Raw genomic sequence first — 18,976 nt, forward strand, 5'->3', positions numbered from 1 at the left:
ACGGTCGATGCCGACGCGACCGGCACGCTGCGCAACGTGGTGACCGCCAGCACACCGCCGGGCGGCACCGATCCGGAGCCCGAGTGCACGGCGTGCGAGACCGAGCATCCGGTCGTGCCAGCGTCGATCGCCGTGGCGAAGTCGTCCGATCCTGGCAGCGGTGCCGAGGTGCGCGCGGGCGATGTCATCGCCTACACGCTGACGGTGACCATCGAAAATTCCGCGACGGTGGAGTTGCTGACCCTCGACGACACCCCGGGCCAGGGCCTGACGTTCGGCGCGGTGACCAGCGCGGGCGCGTTCACCTGCGCGGGCGCACTGACCTGCACCTTGCCGGCGGGCACCCTGCCGGGCACGTACGCGCTGACCTACACCGCGACCGTCGATCCCGACGCCAGCGACATCGTCAGCAACGTGGTCGTCGCCAGCGGCGGCACCGGCGTAGGCGGCGCGCCGCCGGTCTGCGCGAGCTGCAGTACCCAGCATCCGCTGCTGGACCCACGCGTGGTGATCGCCAAGAGCGCTGCGCCGGGCGAGGACCAGGAAGTGCGCGTCGGCGACATCATCGAGTACACGCTCGCAGCGACGGTCGAGAACTCGGTCACGCGTGCGGAAGTGCGTCTGGTCGACACACTCGGGCCGGGCCTGGCATTGGGCGGATTGCCGGCGGGTTGCTCGGCCCAGGGCGCTGGCATCGTCTGTGTCCTGCCAACGGGCACGGTGCCGGGGCTGTACACCTTCGTCTACACGGCGACAGTGACCGCGGACGCCAGCGGGCGGGTATGGAACACGGTCGTCGGCGAGTCGGATGGTGCCGAGGTGGCGTGCACGGTCTGCGAAACCAGTCATCCGCTGTCTGACAGCGCAGACCTGCGCATCGTCAAGGCGGCGGGTGTGCGCAACGTCGCCGTCGGCGATCTGGTGCGCTACACGCTGACGGTGCAGAACGTGGGCACGGTGAACGTCAGCGACGCGACCATCGTCGATGCGCCGCCGGCCGGGTTCACCTATGTCGAAGGTTCGATGGCGGTTGCCGACCGGGACGGCGCGTTCACGCTGGAAGGCCGACATCCCTTGCGCATCGGGGGCATCGACATCGATGCCGGTGGCCAGGCAACCATCGTCTACCTGCTGCGCGTGGGCGCCGGTGTGCGTGCCGGTTTGCACGTCAACGAAGCGGTCGCCGTCGACGGGGCGGGCAATGCGATCTCCAACATTGCGACCGCGCAGGTGACGCTCGACGACGATCCGCTGCTCGACGACAGCCTGATCTTCGGCACGGTCTTCGACGACCGCGACGGCGACGGCTGGCAGGACCGCGCCGACCTGAGTGGCGTGCGTATCCAGGGCGGTTTCCTGCCGGGCACCTACGTCGCTGGCTCGACCACGATCGATCGTGGCGTTGGGCCGCAGTCGGTCCCGGACGCCAGTGCGCCGTTGCTGCACGGCATCGAGGTGGGTGCGATCACGGCGCGCCAGTCCGAAGGCGACCCGGTCGAGGCGCACCGCGTCATCGTCCGCCAGCGCCTGCGGTCGGCCGACTTCACCGACGACTTCGTGCTGACCAGCGCCCAAGGCATCACGGTGCGTATGGACGCGGCCGGCAACACCCGGATCGAGCGTTCCGGCGACGCGGCAAAGGGCCTCACGGCAGCCGAACCGGTGGTCGAACGCGAGGTGTCGGCTGTCGACGGCGGATATGAAGTGGCGTACGTCATTTCCAACGCCGGCATCGACGAGCGCGGCATCCCTGGTGTCCGCATCGCATCGGTGGAGGGCCTGCTGATCGAGACCGACCAGTACGGACGCTTCCACCTGGCAGACGTGCATGGCGGCGACTGGGGGCGCGGACGCAACTTCCTGCTCAAGGTCGACCCGGCCACGCTGCCGCAGGGCACCGTGTTCACCACCGAGAACCCGCGCGTGCGTCGCGTCACGCCCGGCATCCCCGTGCGCTTCGATTTTGGCGTGCAACTACCGGTGCAGGTGTTGCCGGGCGGCGAACGCAGGCTGGAACTGGAACTGGGCGAGGTGATCTTCGCACCGGGCAGTGCCGAGGTGCGGGAGCCGTGGCTGCCGGCGATCCGCCGCATGGCCGAGCGAGTGGACGCGTATCGCGGTGGCGAGGTGGTGATCGTTGCCGATGGCAGCAGCGAGGCGCTGGCGTTCGCCCGTGCCGCCGCAGTGCGCGACGTGCTGCAGGGCATGGTCGGCGCCGAGGCGCGGGACGCCGTCAGCGTGGTCCTGCGTACCGAGGTCAACGATCCGCACAGCGTGGTCGCAGGCGTGGATGCCGCTGGCGCGTTGCTCGGAACGGTGCTGTTCGACACCGACAGTTCGAGTATCCGCCCGGAATTCGGGCCTCTGCTCGACGCGGTCGCCAAGCGGCTCGAGGCCCTCGGCGGCGGCGTGGTGGCGATCGTCGGCCACACCGACGTGCGTGCGTCACACGCCTACAACACCGCGTTGGGGTTGCGACGCGCCACGTCCGTGCAGCAGGCACTGGCGCAGCGCTTGAGCCCTGAGGTCCGCGCCCGGGTGCGGGTGGAGTCAAGCAGCGATCCGACGGCCCCCGTCGGCACGGAACGCAGGTGAGGGGGATCCGGATCATGAAGATGAAACTGCTCGACAAGACCCTGGCCGGCATCCTGGCCGGCATGTGTGCCACCACGGCGGCGCAGGAACCGGTGGCGGCACCCGTCGGGATCGAATGCAACGACGACGGCTGCCAGGGCGCGGAGGGTGAACTGGTGTTCCGGCTGCGCACGCGCAGCTACGACCAGCCGGTGACCACCGGCACCAGCGAACGCTCGTCGTCGGAAGCACTGCAGCCCGATCGCCGGGTTTCGATCGCGCTCGAACCACCCGGGCGCGCGGTGGCCAGCGGCACGTTTTCGGTACAACTGCCGGGCGGCGGCGCGATCTGGGCGACCGAGGATCCCGACCTCGGCATGCCGGAGCTCGCGATCAGCGCGCCGACGATGGTCGCCTTCGATGGCGGGCGGATCATCGAGCCGGTGCGCTTCTTCGTGCGCGGCAACTACACGGCGTTCGTCGACCGCTACGAACTGGCCCTGTATCGCGGCACGGACGGCGACCTGATCGCACCGGTCGCGCGGCTGGAGCTGCCGGTCGAGGCCGCGGCGCAAAGCGAATGGGACGGTGCTCTTCCGGCCGGCCTGCGCCTGCGTGCCGGCGACGAGCTGGTCTACGTGCTGCGCGCCTACGATGCCGACGGCAACTTCGACGAGACCTCGCCGCGCAAACTGCAGCTGGTCCGTCCCGAGGAGGCCGAACGCAGCCGCGCCCAGTTGCGTGCGGGTGCCGAGCGTTCGTTCGGCACCGCGCTGAGCGCCGACCAGGCGCTGACCCGGCAACTCGTGGACGATGCTTTCGGTGGCAACGGCCTGCGCCAGCAGAACATCCCGATCTACGGCTCGCGGGTGCGCGTGCAGGGTCGCAACCTGCCCGAAGGCCATGGGCTGCGCATCAATGGCGAACGCTATCCGGTCGATCTGGAACGCAAGTTCGTTGCCGAATACCTGGTGCCGGTGGGCCAGCACCGCTTCGAGGTGGCACTGGAAGGTGCCGACGGCACGCAGCCGACGCGACACACGCTCGATGTCGACGTCAGCGGCCGCTACTTCTTCGGCACGGCGCTGGCGGATGTCACCGTCTACCAGAACCACGCCAGCGGCGCCGGCCGCTCGCTGGCACTGGCCGGACGCGACGACGACATCCTCAGCGATGGACGGCTGGCGTTCTATGGCAAGGCCAAGGTCGGCGGCAAGTACCTGGTCACCGCCCAGGCCGACACCCGGGACCGCCCGCTGGAAGACCTGTTCAGTGGATTCACGTCGGCCGACCCGCAGGACGTGTTCCGTCGCCTGGATCCGGACCTGTACTACCCGACCTACGGCGACGACTCCAACGTCTGGCGCGACGTCGACACCATGGGGCGCTTCTATCTTCGCGTGGACTGGGACAAGAACCAGGCGCTGTGGGGCAACTTCGCCACCGGCCTGACCGGCACCGAGTACGGACAGTATTCACGCGCCCTGTACGGCGCCGCGCTGGACTGGCGCTCGCGCGGCACCAACGCCTGGGGCGACCCGGTGACGCGGCTGCGTGCGTTCGCCTCCGAAGCCCAGACGGCGCCTGGCCACAGCGAGTTCATCGGCACCGGGGGCAGCCTGTACTACCTGCGCCATACCGACCTGCTGCCCGGTTCCGATCGCGTGGTGCTGGAGGTTCGCGACCGCACTTCCGGGCGCGTGGAACACCGCGTGGACCTGCTGCGCGGGGCCGATTACGAAATCGACGAGTTGCAGGGGCGGATACTGCTGTCGCGTCCGCTGGCGCAGATCACCCGCCACAACTTGCCGACGTTGACCCGCGACGCGCCGCTGGACGGTTTCGAGCAGCGCCTGATCGTCGACTACGAGTGGGTGCCCACCGACTTCGATGCCGACGAAATCGCCGCCGGCGTGCGTGGCAAGCACTGGTTCGGCGACCACGTGGGCGTGGGCCTGACCTACGTGGACGAGAACCGCGCGGGCGAGGACTACACGCTGATGGCGGCCGACGTGACCCTGCAGGCGGGCAGGGGCACCTACCTCAAGCTCGAGCACAGCCGCACCGAATCCACCAGCGCGCCGGTGTTCTTCTCCGACAACGGCGGCCTCAGCTTCACCCGCATCAACCCGGCCGGCCCACGCGAAGGCGAGGCCAGTGCCGTCGAGGCGCGTGTGAACTTCCAGGAACTGGGTTGGGCGACCCAGCCCTGGAGCATGGGGGCGTGGTGGCGGCAAGTGGATGCCGGCTACTCGATCTCGCGCTTCGACACGGGCGCCGAAATCGAGGAGTACGGCGCCGAGGTCCTCGGCCAGTTCACTCCCAACCTCGGCGTGTACGCGCGCTACAGCCGTGCCGAGCGTGCCGGCGACGCGTTGACCCAGACGCAGGCGACCGCGGAATGGCGGATCGGCGACTTCGACGCGCTGGCGTTCGAACTGCGCCGGGTCGAGGAGCGGCGCGGCATGCTCGATGCCGCCGGACTGCTCGGTGCCGTGCGCTACACCCGCCGTTTCGGCACCGCGTTCGAGCTGTACGGGACTGCCCAGCTCACGCTCGACGACGACAGCGGTGCGTATGCCGACAACGATGCCTTCACCCTGGGCGGGCGCTACAACTTCGCCAACCTGTCCACGCTGGGTGCCGAACTGACCACCGGCGACCGTGGCGACGCGGCGAAGGTCAGCGGCGAATGGCGGCGTTCTGCGCAGCAGAGCTTCTACGGCAGCTACACCTATTCGACCGACCGCAGCGACTACGACCCGCTGTTCAATCCCAATGCGCAGAACGGCTGGACCCTCGGCCAGCGCTGGCGGCTGTCGAACCAGGTCAACCTGTTCAACGAAAGCCAGTTCCTGACCAATCGCCGCGAGAGCGGCCTGGCGCACACGTTCGGCATGGATTTCTATCCGGCCTACGGGTGGAACCTCGGCTTCACGCTGAGCGATGGCGAACTGACCAACCGCAGCGGTGACGAGGTCGACCGGCGCGCGATCAGCGTCAGCGGCGGCCGGACGTCGATCGATACCAGCTGGCAAAGCAAGCTGGAATGGCGTGAGGACACCGGCGCCGAGCGCGTGACGCAATGGGTGAGCACCTCCCGACTGACCCACAAGCTCAACGAGAGCTGGCGGATCGCGGCGCGGCTCAACTATGCCGACACGCGGGACGACCTCGATCCCACGGCCAGCGCGAAGTTCATCGAGGGCAACTTCGGCTTCGCCTGGCGTCCGTGGAACAGCACGCGCTGGGGCCTGTTCGGGCGTTACACCTACCTGTACGACCTGGCCACCCTGGGCCAGCTGGGCGGCGCGCAGTACGACCAGCGGTCGCAGGTGCTATCGCTGGAAGGCGTGTATCGGCACGACCAGAACTGGGAGTTCGCCGGCAAGGTGGCGCGGCGCGAGGGCGAGGTGCGGTTCGGTCGCGGCACCGGCGACTGGTTCGATTCGGCCACGACGTTTGCCGCCGCGCAGGTGCGCTACGAACTGGTCCATCGCTGGCACGCGATGGCCGAGCACCGCTGGCTGGACGTCGACAACGGCGGCACGCGCCGCGGCTGGATGGCCGGCATCGATCGCGACATCAGCCGCAACTTCCGCGTCGGCGCCGGCTACAACTTCACCGAGTTCAGCGACGACCTGACCAATTTCGACTATGACCACAAGGGCTGGTTCCTGAACTTTGTGGGGAGCTATTGATGAAGACTTGCAACCATCGCTTCGCCTGCAGCCTGCTGCTGGCGGCCGGCCTGGCCGTCGCGCACCAGCCGCATGCGCATGCCGCTGCCTATGCCACCGGCGGCAGCGGGCAATACCGCAACGAAATCCTGTGGCTCACCTGGGGCGGCGGAACCAATGGCGTCAGCGGCGTCACCTTGGTCAATGGCGCCAGCACGTCGGCCACGATCGCGGTGACCGGAACCCAGGACCTGGTGCTCGAGTGCAGCCTGTCCGGCATCAGCGGCGCCATCGAGAGCTATCGTCCCGGCACCTGGACCGGCGATGCGCTCGACGACATGTACAACATCGGTGGCACCGGCGCGGCCAACCAGCTCATCGCCGGCATCATGGGCAGGAGCGGTACCCATAGCTTCACCGTGGAGTGCCAGGCGACGCTGGGCGGCCAGCCATACCGGATCCCCGGTCTGGTGATGGCGGATGCGGAGTCGATGAACACCACGACCGAGTATCTGCAAGGCACCGCAGCGGGCCAGTGGAACGTGGTCGAGGTGTACGCCGGCAACGGCAACCGTTACGACGCGCGCAAGTTCAATGTCGCCGGTGGGCTCCAGTCGATCCGGTTCGGCAATCCCGGCGGTGAACAGAGCGGCACGACCAGTCCGGCGGGCGTGACCTTCCTGACCTTCGACGAGGCGGCCTATGGTCCCGGCGAGTCGATCTCGATGCAATTCGAGATCCTCGGTGGCGGCAACACCGCCATCGCGATCGGATTACTGGCGCCGGCCGCCGATTTCGGCGATGCACCCGCCAGCTACGGAGACGCGGAGCACCTGCTGCGCGGGCTGGTGGCCGAACCCGATGGGTTGGTCCCGGACGCGCCTGCGGTGAACATCAACGCGCCTGGCTTCCAGCTTGGCCAGCTCGCGCCGCCCAACAGCGGTTTCCTCGGCAGCACCGGACCCGATGGCGAGCCCGGCTCGCAGTACAGCGTGGACGCCGATGGCGACGACAACAGCGGCAGTGCCGGCCCTGCCGAAGAGGATGCGTGGCCGTCCGGCGAGACCCTCGCGATCACGGCGACCGCCCAGCAGATCAATCGCAGCGTCGCCTGCGTGGGGACGGGCATGGTGGCGGGTTGGATCGATTTCGATCGCAGCGGGACGTTCGATCCCGGTGAGCGCGCGCAGGCGGCGTGCAGCGGCGGCGCGGCGGCATTGTCGTGGACCGTGCCTGCCGACGTCTCGCCCGGTCGCAGCTACGTGCGCCTGCGCTATGCCAGCAACCCCGCCGAGGTGCAGTCGCCCACCGGCGAAGCGGCGGATGGCGAGGTCGAGGACCACGCGATCGAAATCCAGCTGGCGGTGGACCTCTCTCTGGACAAGGCGGTCACGCCGACCACCGCGACCATCGGCCAGGTCGTGGATTACACGGTGACGGTGGGGAACGCCGGCCCGTTCGCGGCGGATGGTGCGGTCGTGACCGATCCGCCCGTGGTCGGTCTCGACTGCGCCCCGGTCTCGGCTGTGGCCTGCAGCGGCAGCGGTGGTGCGCAGTGTCCCGCCACGGCCACGATCGGCGACTTGCAGGGGACAGGGTTGGTGATCCCGGCGCTGCCCGTAGGCGGCGAACTGGTGCTCCAGTACCAGTGCACGGTGGTCGAGCCGGGGCCTTGATGCGCGGTCCCGGCGCGATGACTCGCGCGACAATGCGCCGACTGCCGCAGGTGGGTCGGCGTCCACCACCGGTCTGGATCCGCTCTGGACGGGCGGACCCACCTTGCGTGGGGGGCTCCCGAAGCGTTGGCAGACGCATTGCGGTCGGCAGGGACGACACATCCATTTACCGGTGCGTTCGGGATTTCAGTTGGCTCCTGACGCCAATCGGGTCGTAGCCAAGGGGAACAGCGGGGGATCCCGGGGCCGCTGCACGCCGATCGCCGCCACACAGTCAGGTCGGCCGGCGGTACGCCGAGGAAAGCGCCAGCTTAGCCTTCGGATTCGGTCATTCACCGAGTTCGGTATCCCTCTCGAGCGTCCCGATGCCCAGCCGGAGGTCGCGCCGGAACCGGGCCGTGCAACCAGGGTGGGCCGGCCCGGCAGCGAGTGGAATACCCTTGCGCCAAGGCGCGTGCGGTTCCCGGCGCCATCACGGAAGCGCACAGCATGCAATTGGGCGTCAAACATCGTGTGGTGGCCATAGGCCTGGTAGCGGCGTGGGTCGTGCTGCTGGGCGTCACTGCATGGCGCCATGGCCTGGTTGCGCAGGCGGACATGGCGATCATCTTCATCGTCCCGCTGTTGTTCGCTGGCCTGGTACTGGGGCGGACCGGCATCTGGGCGACGATGGCCAGCTACCTGCCGATCCTGGCGCTGGGCACCTGGGTCGATGCGAAGAGCGCTGCCGGGGGGCTGGCGATGGACCAGGCGCTGTCCACGGTGGCGCAGCCGACGCTGGCGTCACTGATCGTGGCGCTGATCCTGGACAGGCTTGCCAGCAAGATGGAACGGGGCAAGCGCTTGAACCGCGATCTCGCCGCGATCTGCGCCAGGCTGGAGGACGAGATCCGCGAGCACCAGCGGTCGCATATGCAATTGGTGCATTCGCAGCGGGTCGATGCGCTGGGGCGCCTGGCCAGCAGCGTGGCCCACGACTTCAGCAACCTCCTTGCGGTAATACTTGGCTATGTCCATCACGTCGAACGCGTGGCCGGCGACAACAGCGAGTTGCGCGGGTTCCTGGATGACATGAAGCGGGTCACGCGACGTGGGCAGGAACTCAACTCGAAGCTGCTGACCCTCGCGCGCAGCGACGAGCTCGACATCGAGACCTTCGATGCCGGCGAGGTTGTCGAACGGTTGCAGCCCTTGCTGCAGCGGATGTTCGCGCCGGGGGTGGTGCTGCAGATGGAACGGGCGACAGGGGCGGCGCCCGTGCGACTTGATCGTGCCGGGTTCGAGGCGGTGTTGTTGAACATGGCCAAGAATGCCGACGACGCGCTTGGTGGCAGCGGCGAGTTCCGCCTGCGCACCCAGGTCGCCGGCGACGAGGTCTGCGTGCTCGTCGAGGACACCGGGCGTGGCATGAGTGCGGAGACCGCGGCACGCGCTTTCGAGCCGTTCTTCAGCACCAAGCCGCGTGGGCAGGGCACCGGTATCGGCTTGGCCACGGCGTACCGCGTTGTCACCGAAGCCGGGGGGCGGATCGACATCGAAAGCGCGCCCGGCGAGGGCACGCGATTCAAGATCACCCTGCCGGTGGTGCACGGATGAGGTCGGGATTCACCGCGCCACGTCGCGTTCGTGCCGGGACGCGCGCGCCTTGTCGATCAGGTGCTGGTAGTCCGGTTCCGGTCGCCGGTTGCGCGTCGTCCACAGCAGGGCGAGCAGGCAGGGCATGCTGAGCACGAGCCAGAGCCATTGCCGCCGATACCAGGGCACGGGCCGGTCCAGCCAGATCGCGACCGATTCCGACCAAGGGCCGCCCAGTTGCCTTGCCTGGACCTCGAACGCAAACCTGCCCCACGGCAGGGTGGGCAGCAGCACGTTCCGGTTGTCGCCCGCGTCGAACCACTCGCCACCCGGTGCCAGCCTGTAGCGGAAGCGAAGCTGTTCAGGGAAGGAGAGTGCGATCGCGGTGTAGCCGATCTCCAGGTTGCCCGCCCCGGCGTCGAGCCGCGCCATCCCGGCAGGGTCGAGCTCGTGGCCCGCAACGCGCACGCGTTCGACATGCGCGATCGGCGGACGCCGCTGGCGTTCGAATTGCGTGGGATCGATCACCGCGAATCCCTTGATCAGTGTGAACCACAACCGTCCCTTGGCGTCGCGCAGGCACGACGAGCCGGTGCCGCCGTTGAGTTCAGGCGGGGCGAGGCCGTCACTGCTGGACAGGATGATGAGCTCGGGACCGCGCGGACCGATGTCGCGGTCCATCATCAGGGTCACGCCGCTGTTGCCGCCCAGCCACAGGCGTCCCTCGGCATCGGGCAGGATGCAGGACACCGCATCGTCGTACAGGCCGTTGGAGGTGTCGTAGCGCCGCACCACCCCGTCGCGAATGCGGAGCAATCCGCCGCCATAGCTTCCGATCCACAGCGTGCGGCCATCGGGGTCCTCGTGCAGCCAACGCAGGAACCGGCCGCTGCCATCCTCATGCAGCCACTGCTCGACCACCCTGCCGTCGATGAGCCGGTGCGCACCGTGGTTGCCGACGAACCACATGCCACCGCCGCGCGCCGGCGCCATGTACGAGATGACCATGCCGTCCAGCGCCGGCACCGGTTGCGCATCGACCACTTCGCCGCGATGGTCCACCTCCAATCGCCACATGTCGCGCAGTGTCCCGGCCCAGTACGTGCGATCCTCCGGGTTCTGCCAGATGTTCAGCGCGCTGCCTGGCGGCCACGTTCTCGCCAGTGCCAGGTGGCCATCCGCAAGCCGGCCCAGCGTGCCTTGCCAGGTGCCGATCCAGAGCCTGCCGCGGTCATCCAACGCCAGGCTGCGCACACAGTCGTTGCCCAACGTGCTCGCCAGCTCGACCGAACGCACGACGCCATTGCGGTCCCAGTGGCGCAACCCGTCGCAAGCCATGGCGAACCACATTCCACCATCGCCATCCTCTGCCACCGCGTAGCCCGGTCCGTCCATTCCAACGTCGCGCGATTGCATCAGTCCGACGCGCGATGGCCGGATGCGCCACAAGCCTTGCGTGTCCGTCCCGATCCACAGGTTGCCCTCATGGTCCGCGTAGGCCTGCCGGGCGTGCAGGTGCGCCGGGATGTCCGCGAGCGGTACCACGCGGCCGTCATCGTGCAGCAGCCACGTACCGCCGGTCCGCCACCCCGACAGCATCAGGCGTCCATCGTTCGAGAGGGTCAGGCGACTCTGTGCGGGGACAGTGTCGTGCACCTGCTTCCATTCACGGTCGACAATGTCGTAACGATGCAAGCGCCAGTCGTCGGTGATGACGAACAGGGAACGGCCCCGTCCTTCCATCGCACGGACCAGCGTGCTGCCGGCCGGAAGGGCGATAGCGACCACGGCATCGGCTTCGATTCGGGCCACTCCCCCGATGCCGGCGACATAGGCATTGCCGTCGGACATGGGCACGATGTAGCCGAATGCATCGAATGCCGACACGCGGATCCGGTATTTCAGGCTGTCGGGATCGATCTCGAATGCGCCCTGCGAGCCCACGGTCCACAGCTTGCGGCCATCGGCGGACGGACGGATGGCGTTGATCCGGCAGTCGCGTTCGCAGATATCGAGGGGGCGGAAGCTGCCCGATTCGTACATCGCGATTCCGTCGCCATGGGTGCCGATCCACAATCGGCCCTGGCCGTCCTCGTACAGGGACTGGATGCGGCTGCTGGACAGGCCTCCGGGCGTGGCGTGGAAGGTCCTGAAGTCCTGCCCGTCAAAGCGGACCAGGCCGCCGTAGGTACCGATCCACAAGTAGCCATCGCGCGCCTGCAGCAATGCGTTGACGCTGGCTTGCGGCAGGCCTTCCTCGATGCCGTAGCTGCGGTGGGAATCGACATGGACCGGCTGGGCCTGGCCGACGACGCCTCCCTGCGCAGGGTGGGCCATGAGTGCCATCAGTGCGACGATCGTGCCCAGCAGGCCCAGATGCGCGCCACGGAACCGGTTCGGTTGCACCACCGTGAAGACCACCTCTGCAGGGGACGGGCAGAACCGCCTCAAGGCACTCTACTACATCGCCCACAGCCGTCGTTTCACCGGGTGCCATGGCTTTTCCGCGACGTCAGTCCTCCCTGGCCTGCAACTCCCTGAAATCCAGCCGCCGCAACTTCGGCGCCTTCCATGCCGTGGTCGCCACCACCAGCAGCGTTGCGAAGCCGCCCACCACCACGGCGGGCACCAGCCCCAGCAGCCGTGCCATTGTCCCCGCGTAGAACGCGCCGATCTCGTTCGAGGAGCCCACGAACAGGCCGTTGATCGACGACACGCGCCCGCGCATGTGGTCGGGTGTGGACAGTTGCATGATGGTCGAGCGTGTCACCACCGAAATGCCGTCGAACACACCCGACAGCAGCAGGAAGAATGCCGACAGCCAGAACAGCGTCGACAGCCCGAAGCCGATCATGCACACGCCGAATCCCGCGACTGCGAACAGCAGGATGCGGCCAGCGTTGCGTTGCAGCGGCCGTCGCGCCAGCCAGATACCCACCGCCACGGCGCCCAGTGCCGGCGCGGCGCGCAGGATGCCCAGGCCTTCCGGCCCGTAATGCAGGATGTCCTGGATGAACGCCGGCGCCAGCGAGATCGCACCGCCCAGCAGCACCGCGAACATGTCCAGCGCCAGCGCGCCCAGCAGCAGCTGGTGGCCGAAGACGAATCGCGCGCCCTCGGCGATGCTGGCGAAGATCGGCGCACGCTGCAGCTGCGGCGCGGGTTCGGTCACCTGCATGCGCAGCATCGCCACCACCGCGAGGATGGCGAACACCGCTGCCACGCCATAGGCGACCGGCTTGCCAGCGACGCCCACCAGCACGCCGCCGATGGCAGGACCGGTCACCAGTCCGCCCTGGAACACGATGCTGCCCAGGCTGGCACCGCGCACGTACTGGTCGCGTGGCAAGGTGCGTGCGAACAGCGCGTTGTAGACCGGGCCCAGGAAGGCGCGCACGCAGCCGGTCAGCGCGATCGCGGCATAGATCATCAGCGTGCCGCTGCTCTCCAGCCAGCCGGCGGCGATCGCCGCCAGCCACAGTGGCGTGATCGCCAGGCACAGGCAGGCCAGCGCGCCCAGCTTGCGCCGCGGCAGGTGGTCCACCAGGTAGCCGGCGAACGGTGCCATGCAGAAGTAGGGCAGCACTTCTGCCAGGCCGATCAGCCCCAGCATCCACGGGTCGCCGGTGAGTCCGTAGACGTGCCAGCCGACGGTCACCGCCACCATCTGGTAAGACAGGATGGTGCAGATGCGGTACAGCAGCAGGATGCGGAAGTTGCGGTTGCGCAGCGGCGCCGCGCGACTGTCCTGCGAAGGTGCCGTGGCGGCGGCGCTCACGCCATCGCGCGCTGCGCGGCCTCGCGGATGAAGGCCAGCAGCGAGGCCAGGCCATTGCTGCGCGTCGGCGAGAGGTGCTTGGCCAGGCCGATGTCGGCGATGTAGTTGGCGTTGGTGCCTGCGATCTCCCGCGCACTGCGGCCCGAGTACACCCGCAGCGCGAGGTAGATCAGCCCGGAGACGATGGCCGAATCGCTGGCGGCGTGGAAGTCGAGCCGGCTTGCATCGCCTTCGGGCACGATCCATACCATCGACTGGCAGCCGTGCAGGCGGTGCTGTTCGGTCTTCCATTCGTCCGGGAAGGGCGGCAGCTTGCGGCCGAGATCGATCAGGTACTGGTAGCGCTCGGACCAGTCGCCGAAGAACGCGAATTCGTCCTTGATGGCTGACTGGGCGTCGGCGGGGGTGGGTTCGAGTGGGAAGGGGGTGTCGTTCACGGCGCTTGGGGGTTTGATTGCGTGGCTATTGTCGCAGATGCGTTGTTGGCGGGCAGTGGTCGTCTGGTCTTGTGCGTATTGGCGTATGAATTCAGAAAAGCAACAGCATTTCGCCCGTGAACGGGCGAGTTCATTTCTTTTTGCTGGCCCAAAAAGAAACGAACCAAAGAAAAAGGGCCTTCCCCGACGGAGCTAACGATTGGGCGGGTGATACGTTGGGATTTCCCGACTCGCCATCCTGGCTCGTTCGGAAAACGCCGCACATCCATGTGCGGCGCCCTTCGGGTCTGCAACCTTTCGTCGCAACTCACGAAAAGGCCTCTAAGCCATATGCCCGGATGACGACGCCCGGCTTTTGATCTGAGTCCAGGAGCAACCATGCTGAAAGACCCGGAGGGCGGCCGGCATGGATGCCGGCCGTTTTTCGACCAGGACAGAGATGTCCTGTCGAAAAATCCCGTCGAGCCCAAACCGAAACGTTAGCTTCGTCGGGGAGGGCCATTTCTTTTGGTTACTTTTCTTTGGGCCAGCGAAGAAAAGTAACCCGCCAAAGGCGGAAGCTTCTGCTTTCAGGGATATCCACTAAAAAGAGCGATCAAATCAACCGCGCTTCCACCGCACGCCCTGCGGCGTGTCCTCCAGCAGGATGCCTTCGCCCGCGAGCTGGTCGCGGATCGCGTCGGCGCGCGCGAAGTCGCGTGCTGTCTTCGCTGCGGCGCGTTCGTCGATCAGGCCTTGGATGCGTGAGTCGTCCGCAGTCGATCCCGACTTGAACCAATCGTCCGGATCCTGCTGGAGCAGACCCAGTGCCCTGCCGGCGGCGATGAGTCGGCCGCAGGCATCGTAGGCGCGTTGGGCCTGGCTTTCGCTCGGCGCTCTTGCTGCCATCGCGGAGTTCACCTCGAGTCGTGCCAAGGAGGAAATCCGCGACACTTCGGCAAGTGCTTTCGGCGTGTTGAGATCGTCGTCAAGTGCCTGCTCGATCGTGTCCGGGACAGGAGCGGATGCCAGATCGGGTTGAGGGCGCCCGCCCACGGTTCCCTGGATCACCAGGAACTTCGTGTCACGGAGGACGCCATAGAGCCCATCCAGTGTGGATTTGGATTGCTCGATCAACGTCTCCGACCAGTCCAGCGGCTGACGGTAATGCGCCGACAGCAGGGCGTAGCGCAAGGCCTCCGGCGGGTGCGCCTGCACCAGGTCGTGGACCTTTTCGATGTTGCCCAGCGACTTGCTCATCTTCGCGCCGGACAGCGTGAGCATGCCGTTGTGCAGCCAGATGCGTGCGAACGCCTTGCCGCCGTGCGCGCATTCGCTCTGCGCCACTTCGTTCTCGTGGTGCGGGAACTGCAGGTCGACGCCGCCGGCGTGGATGTCGATGGTCTCGCCCAGGTGTGCGGCCGCCATCGCCGAGCATTCGATGTGCCAGCCGGGACGGCCGCGGCCCCAGGGCGACGCCCAGCCGGGCAGGGCATCGGAAGACGGCTTCCACAGCACGAAATCGCCGGGGTCGCGCTTGTAGGGCGCCACTTCCACGCGTGCACCGGCCAGCATGTCGTCGGGATCGCGGCGCGACAGCTTGCCGTAGCCGTCGAAGGTGCCGACGGCGAACAGCACGTGGCCTTCGGCGGCATAGGCGTGGCCGCTGTCGATCAACCGCTGGATCATCGCGATCATCTCGCCGATGTGCGCGGTGGCGGCGGGTTCGATGTCGGGTGCGGCATCGCCGGTCACGCCCAGTGCGGCCATGTCGGCACGGTAGGCGGCGGCGAAGCGGTCGGTGATCGCCGAGATCGGCACGCCCTGTTCGGCGGCCGCGGCATTGATCTTGTCGTCCACGTCGGTGATGTTGCGGGCGTAGCGCAGGTTGCCATGGCGCCGCCGCAACAGCGCGGCCAGCACGCCGAAGACCACCGGCCCGCGGGCGTTGCCGATGTGCACGTAGTTGTAGACCGTGGGGCCGCAGACGTACATCGTGGGGCGGGCGGGGTCGGCCGGCTGGAACGGTTCGACGCGGCGGCTCAGGCTGTTGTAAAGGTGCAGGCTCATCGGGATGCAGGCGTGGAATCGGTCGATTCTAGCGGAGGGGGTGGGGCATGACAGCAGGGATTCAGCCCGTGCCCATCCACGACCCCCTACACTGCGGCCTGTTTTCCTTGGCGCTGCTGTTGGCCTGATGCCCCGTTCCGCCCTGCCATTGCTGACCCTGTTGCTGGCCATGCCGGTGGCCGCGGCATGGGCACAACAGGCGGATGAGCTGGTACCACAGGCCGAGAATGTCCGTACCGAGTTCGCCCAGGTCATGCGGGTCGAACCGGTTTACGAAACCTTGCGTGCGACCAGCATGGTGGAGCGCTGCGAGGCGTCCACGCCGGTGCAGGCCGAGGAAGTCAGGACCGGGTTCTCGCGGGTCATCGGTGCCGTGCGCAGCGCGCTGACGCCCGACCCGAAGGTGGAGGAAGTGGCACCGTCGGCCGGTGGCGAGTGCCGCATGGTGCCGGTGGATCGGGAGTTCCGGCGGCCCATCGCCTACGACGTCGACTACATCCACAAGGGCGTCAAGTACCGCGCCCGGCTGCCCTACGATCCCGGCAACCGGTTGCGGGTGCGGGTGTCGGTGACCCCCATCGTCTCGCAAGCGCCCTGAGCCCATGCCCGCCGCCTTGCGGCCGGGGCCCCGCCATGCGAGGATGCGCGCCGTGAACAGCGCCCTTGCCCACGCCGACATCCTCACCTCCGCCCGCATGGCGTCGGGGATGACCTCGCGTGCGCGTCGACCGGAAACCTGCCAGTAGCTGGGCCCCCGGACGTTGCCTGTCGTCATGCCGGAACCCAGCCTGAGGCTGGGTTTCTTCGTTTCTGCCTTCCCAAAACCGTCACATCGCACAACCAGGATGCCTTGATGAAGCACTTCTTGAACACGCAGGACTGGAGCCGCCAGGACCTGGATGCGCTGCTGGCGCAGGCCACGCGCTACAAGCAGGACAAGCTGGGCGATGCGCTCAAGGGCAAGTCCATCGCACTGGTGTTCTTCAATCCTTCGATGCGCACGCGCACCAGCTTCGAGCTGGGGGCGTTCCAGCTGGGCGGGCATGCCGTGGTGCTGCAGCCGGGCAAGGATGCGTGGCCGATCGAGTTCGACCTGGGAACGGTGATGGACGGCGACACCGAGGAGCACATCGCCGAGGTGGCGAAGGTGCTGGGGCGCTATGTCGACCTGATCGGCGTGCGTGCGTTCCCGAAGTTCGTCGACTGGGCCCGCGACCGCGAGGACGTGGTGCTCAGGTCGTTCGCGAAGTACTCGCCGGTGCCGGTGATCAACATGGAAACCATCACCCATCCCTGCCAGGAGCTGGCCCATGTGCTGGCGCTGCAGGAGCATTTCGGCACCACCGACCTGCGCGGCAAGAAGTACGTGCTGACCTGGACCTACCACCCCAAGCCGCTCAACACCGCGGTCGCCAACTCGGCGCTCACCATCGCCACCCGCATGGGCATGGACGTGACCCTGCTGTGCCCGACGCCCGAGTATGTGCTGGACGAGCGTTACATGGACTGGGCGCAGCAGAACGTCGCCGAGAGCGGCGGCTCGCTGGCGGTCAGCCATGACATCGAAAGCGCCTATGCCGGTGCCGACGTGGTCTACGCCAAGAGCTGGGGCGCATTGCCGTATTTCGGCAACTGGGCGCCGGAGAAGCCGATCCGCGACCAGTACACGCACTTCATCGTCGACGAAGCCAAGATGGCGCTGACCAACAACGGCGTCTTCAGCCACTGCCTGCCGCTGCGCCGCAACGTCAAGGCGACCGATGCGGTGATGGATTCGCCGAACTGCATTGCCATCAACGAGGCCGAGAACCGCCTGCACGTGCAGAAGGCGATCATGGCGGCGTTGATGCGCCCTTAGCTTCTTTGCGCCTTCCCCCACGCGTGGGGGAAGGTTGGGATGGGGGCGAGCGGCCTCCGGAAAGTTCGGCCTCGTCCCGTTGCCCCCACCCCAACCCTCCCCCGTGAACGGAGGAGGGGGTTGATCACAGAGAACATTGAAATGACCGCTTCCGAATCCAGAGATATCGTCCTCGCCTTTTCCGGCGGACTCGACACCAGCTTCTGCGTGCCCTACCTCAAGGAGCAGGGCTGGACCGTGCATACCGTGTTCGCCGATACCGGCGGCGTGGACGACGAGGAGCGCGACTTCATCGAGAAGCGCGCGGCCGAACTGGGTGTCGCCAGCCACCTCACCGTCGATGGCGGCCCGGCGATCTGGAATGGTTTCGTCAAGCCGTTCGTGTGGGCGGGCGAGGGCTACCAGGGCCAGTACCCGCTGCTGGTGTCCGACCGCTACCTGATCGTCGACGCCGCGCTCAAGCGCGCCGCCGAACTGGGCACCAATGCCATCGCGCACGGCTGCACCGGCATGGGCAACGACCAGGTGCGGTTCGACCTGGCGGTGAAGTCGCAGGGCGACTACCGCATCGTGGCGCCGATCCGCGAGATCCAGAAGCAGCATACGCAGACGCGTGCGTATGAGCAGGCCTACCTGGAAGAACGCGGTTTCGGCGTGCGCGCCAAGCAGAAGGCCTACACCATCAACGAAAACCTGCTGGGCGTGACCATGTCCGGTGGCGAGATCGATCGTTGGGAAACCCCGGGCGAGGGCGCGCGCGGCTGGTGCGCGCCGCGTTCGGCGTGGCCGGTGGAACCGCTCCGCGCGACGTTGAAGTTCGTCGATGGCGAGGCGGTCGCACTGGATGGCCACGAGCTGCCGGGCGAGAAGATCCTCGCCAAGCTCAACACGCTGTTCGCGCAGTATGGCGTGGGCCGCGGCCTGTACACCGGCGACACCACGATCGGCCTCAAGGGCCGGATCATCTTCGAAGCGCCGGGCCTGACTGCGCTGCTGGCCGCGCATCGCGCGCTGGAAGAAGCGGTGCTGACCAAGCAGCAGAACCGGTTCAAGCCCGAAGTCGCGCGCAAGTGGGTGGAGCTGGTGTACGAAGGCTTCTTCCACGATCCGCTCAAGCGCGACCTGGAAGCGTTCCTCGCGTCGTCGCAGGCCACCGTCAACGGCGAGGTGGTGCTGGAGACCCGCGGAGGCCGCGTCGATGCCGTGGAGGTGCGCTCGCCGCACCTGCTGCACGCCAAGGGCGCGGTGTATGCGCAATCGGCGGACTGGGGCGTGGAAGAGGCCGAGGGCTTCATCAAGCTGTTCGGGATGAGCTCGACGCTGTGGGCCGAGGTCAATCGGTGACCCTG

The 18,976-nt window shown here is 67.5% G+C and carries 11 protein-coding genes; 7 read left to right on the forward strand and 4 right to left on the reverse strand.

Annotated elements, in window-relative coordinates; all coding sequences use genetic code 11:
- From E2F46_RS13830 to E2F46_RS13845, 4 genes are all read left to right on the forward strand, one after another.
- On the forward strand, positions 1 to 2,595 hold a 2,595-nt coding region (locus E2F46_RS13830), incomplete at its 5' end, for an OmpA family protein (protein WP_133323077.1).
- Positions 2,596 to 2,609: 14 nt separating this feature from the next.
- On the forward strand, positions 2,610 to 6,275 hold the full coding sequence (locus tag E2F46_RS13835) for a TonB-dependent receptor (protein ID WP_207949588.1): 3,666 nt from the start codon (positions 2,610 to 2,612) through the stop codon (positions 6,273 to 6,275).
- Entirely contained in the window at positions 6,275 to 7,930 is a 1,656-nt protein-coding gene (locus E2F46_RS13840; RefSeq protein WP_133323079.1) for a CshA/CshB family fibrillar adhesin-related protein, read from the forward strand. The genes E2F46_RS13835 and E2F46_RS13840 overlap by 1 nt, the downstream gene beginning before the upstream one ends.
- A 489-nt stretch (positions 7,931 to 8,419) precedes the next feature.
- Positions 8,420 to 9,526: a sensor histidine kinase gene (locus E2F46_RS13845; protein ID WP_133323081.1), complete on the forward strand. Its 1,107-nt coding sequence runs from the start codon at positions 8,420 to 8,422 to the stop codon at positions 9,524 to 9,526.
- 9 nt (positions 9,527 to 9,535) lie between these two features.
- Here the strand turns inward: E2F46_RS13845 and E2F46_RS13850 are convergent, their stop codons facing one another.
- From E2F46_RS13850 to cysS, 4 genes are all read right to left on the reverse strand, one after another.
- On the reverse strand, positions 9,536 to 11,914 hold the full coding sequence (locus tag E2F46_RS13850) for a ligand-binding sensor domain-containing protein (protein ID WP_133323083.1): 2,379 nt from the start codon (positions 11,912 to 11,914) through the stop codon (positions 9,536 to 9,538).
- A 103-nt stretch (positions 11,915 to 12,017) separates the two neighbouring features.
- Positions 12,018 to 13,283, reverse strand: a complete 1,266-nt coding sequence (locus E2F46_RS13855; protein WP_133323085.1) for an MFS transporter — start codon at positions 13,281 to 13,283, stop codon at positions 12,018 to 12,020.
- Positions 13,280 to 13,720 (reverse strand): SufE family protein, encoded by a 441-nt coding sequence (locus E2F46_RS13860; protein WP_133323087.1) that lies wholly within the window; start codon positions 13,718 to 13,720, stop codon positions 13,280 to 13,282. Before E2F46_RS13860 ends, E2F46_RS13855 begins: the two co-directional genes overlap by 4 nt.
- Before the next feature lie 600 nt (positions 13,721 to 14,320).
- The gene (cysS, locus tag E2F46_RS13865) at positions 14,321 to 15,769 is read right to left on the reverse strand and encodes a cysteine--tRNA ligase (RefSeq protein ID WP_133323089.1); all 1,449 of its coding nucleotides are present in this window, start codon (positions 15,767 to 15,769) and stop codon (positions 14,321 to 14,323) included.
- A gap of 127 nt (positions 15,770 to 15,896) precedes the next feature.
- On the opposite strand from cysS, the gene E2F46_RS13870 reads away from it, so the two are divergent.
- The 3 genes from E2F46_RS13870 (at position 15,897) to E2F46_RS13880 (ending at position 18,971) form a co-directional block, all read left to right on the forward strand.
- On the forward strand, positions 15,897 to 16,367 hold the full coding sequence (locus tag E2F46_RS13870; protein WP_133323091.1) for a hypothetical protein: 471 nt from the start codon (positions 15,897 to 15,899) through the stop codon (positions 16,365 to 16,367).
- A gap of 255 nt (positions 16,368 to 16,622) precedes the next feature.
- The gene (locus E2F46_RS13875; RefSeq protein WP_133323093.1) at positions 16,623 to 17,627 is read left to right on the forward strand and encodes an N-acetylornithine carbamoyltransferase; all 1,005 of its coding nucleotides are present in this window, start codon (positions 16,623 to 16,625) and stop codon (positions 17,625 to 17,627) included.
- Between the two features lie 141 nt (positions 17,628 to 17,768).
- Positions 17,769 to 18,971 carry an argininosuccinate synthase gene (locus E2F46_RS13880; RefSeq protein WP_133323095.1) on the forward strand — a complete coding sequence of 401 codons (1,203 nt, stop codon included), beginning with the start codon at positions 17,769 to 17,771 and terminating at the stop codon, positions 18,969 to 18,971.
- Positions 18,972 to 18,976: the final 5 nt, after the last annotated feature.

The organism is Luteimonas aestuarii (assembly GCF_004357985.1).
Classification (GTDB): Bacteria; Pseudomonadota; Gammaproteobacteria; order Xanthomonadales; family Xanthomonadaceae; genus Luteimonas; species Luteimonas aestuarii.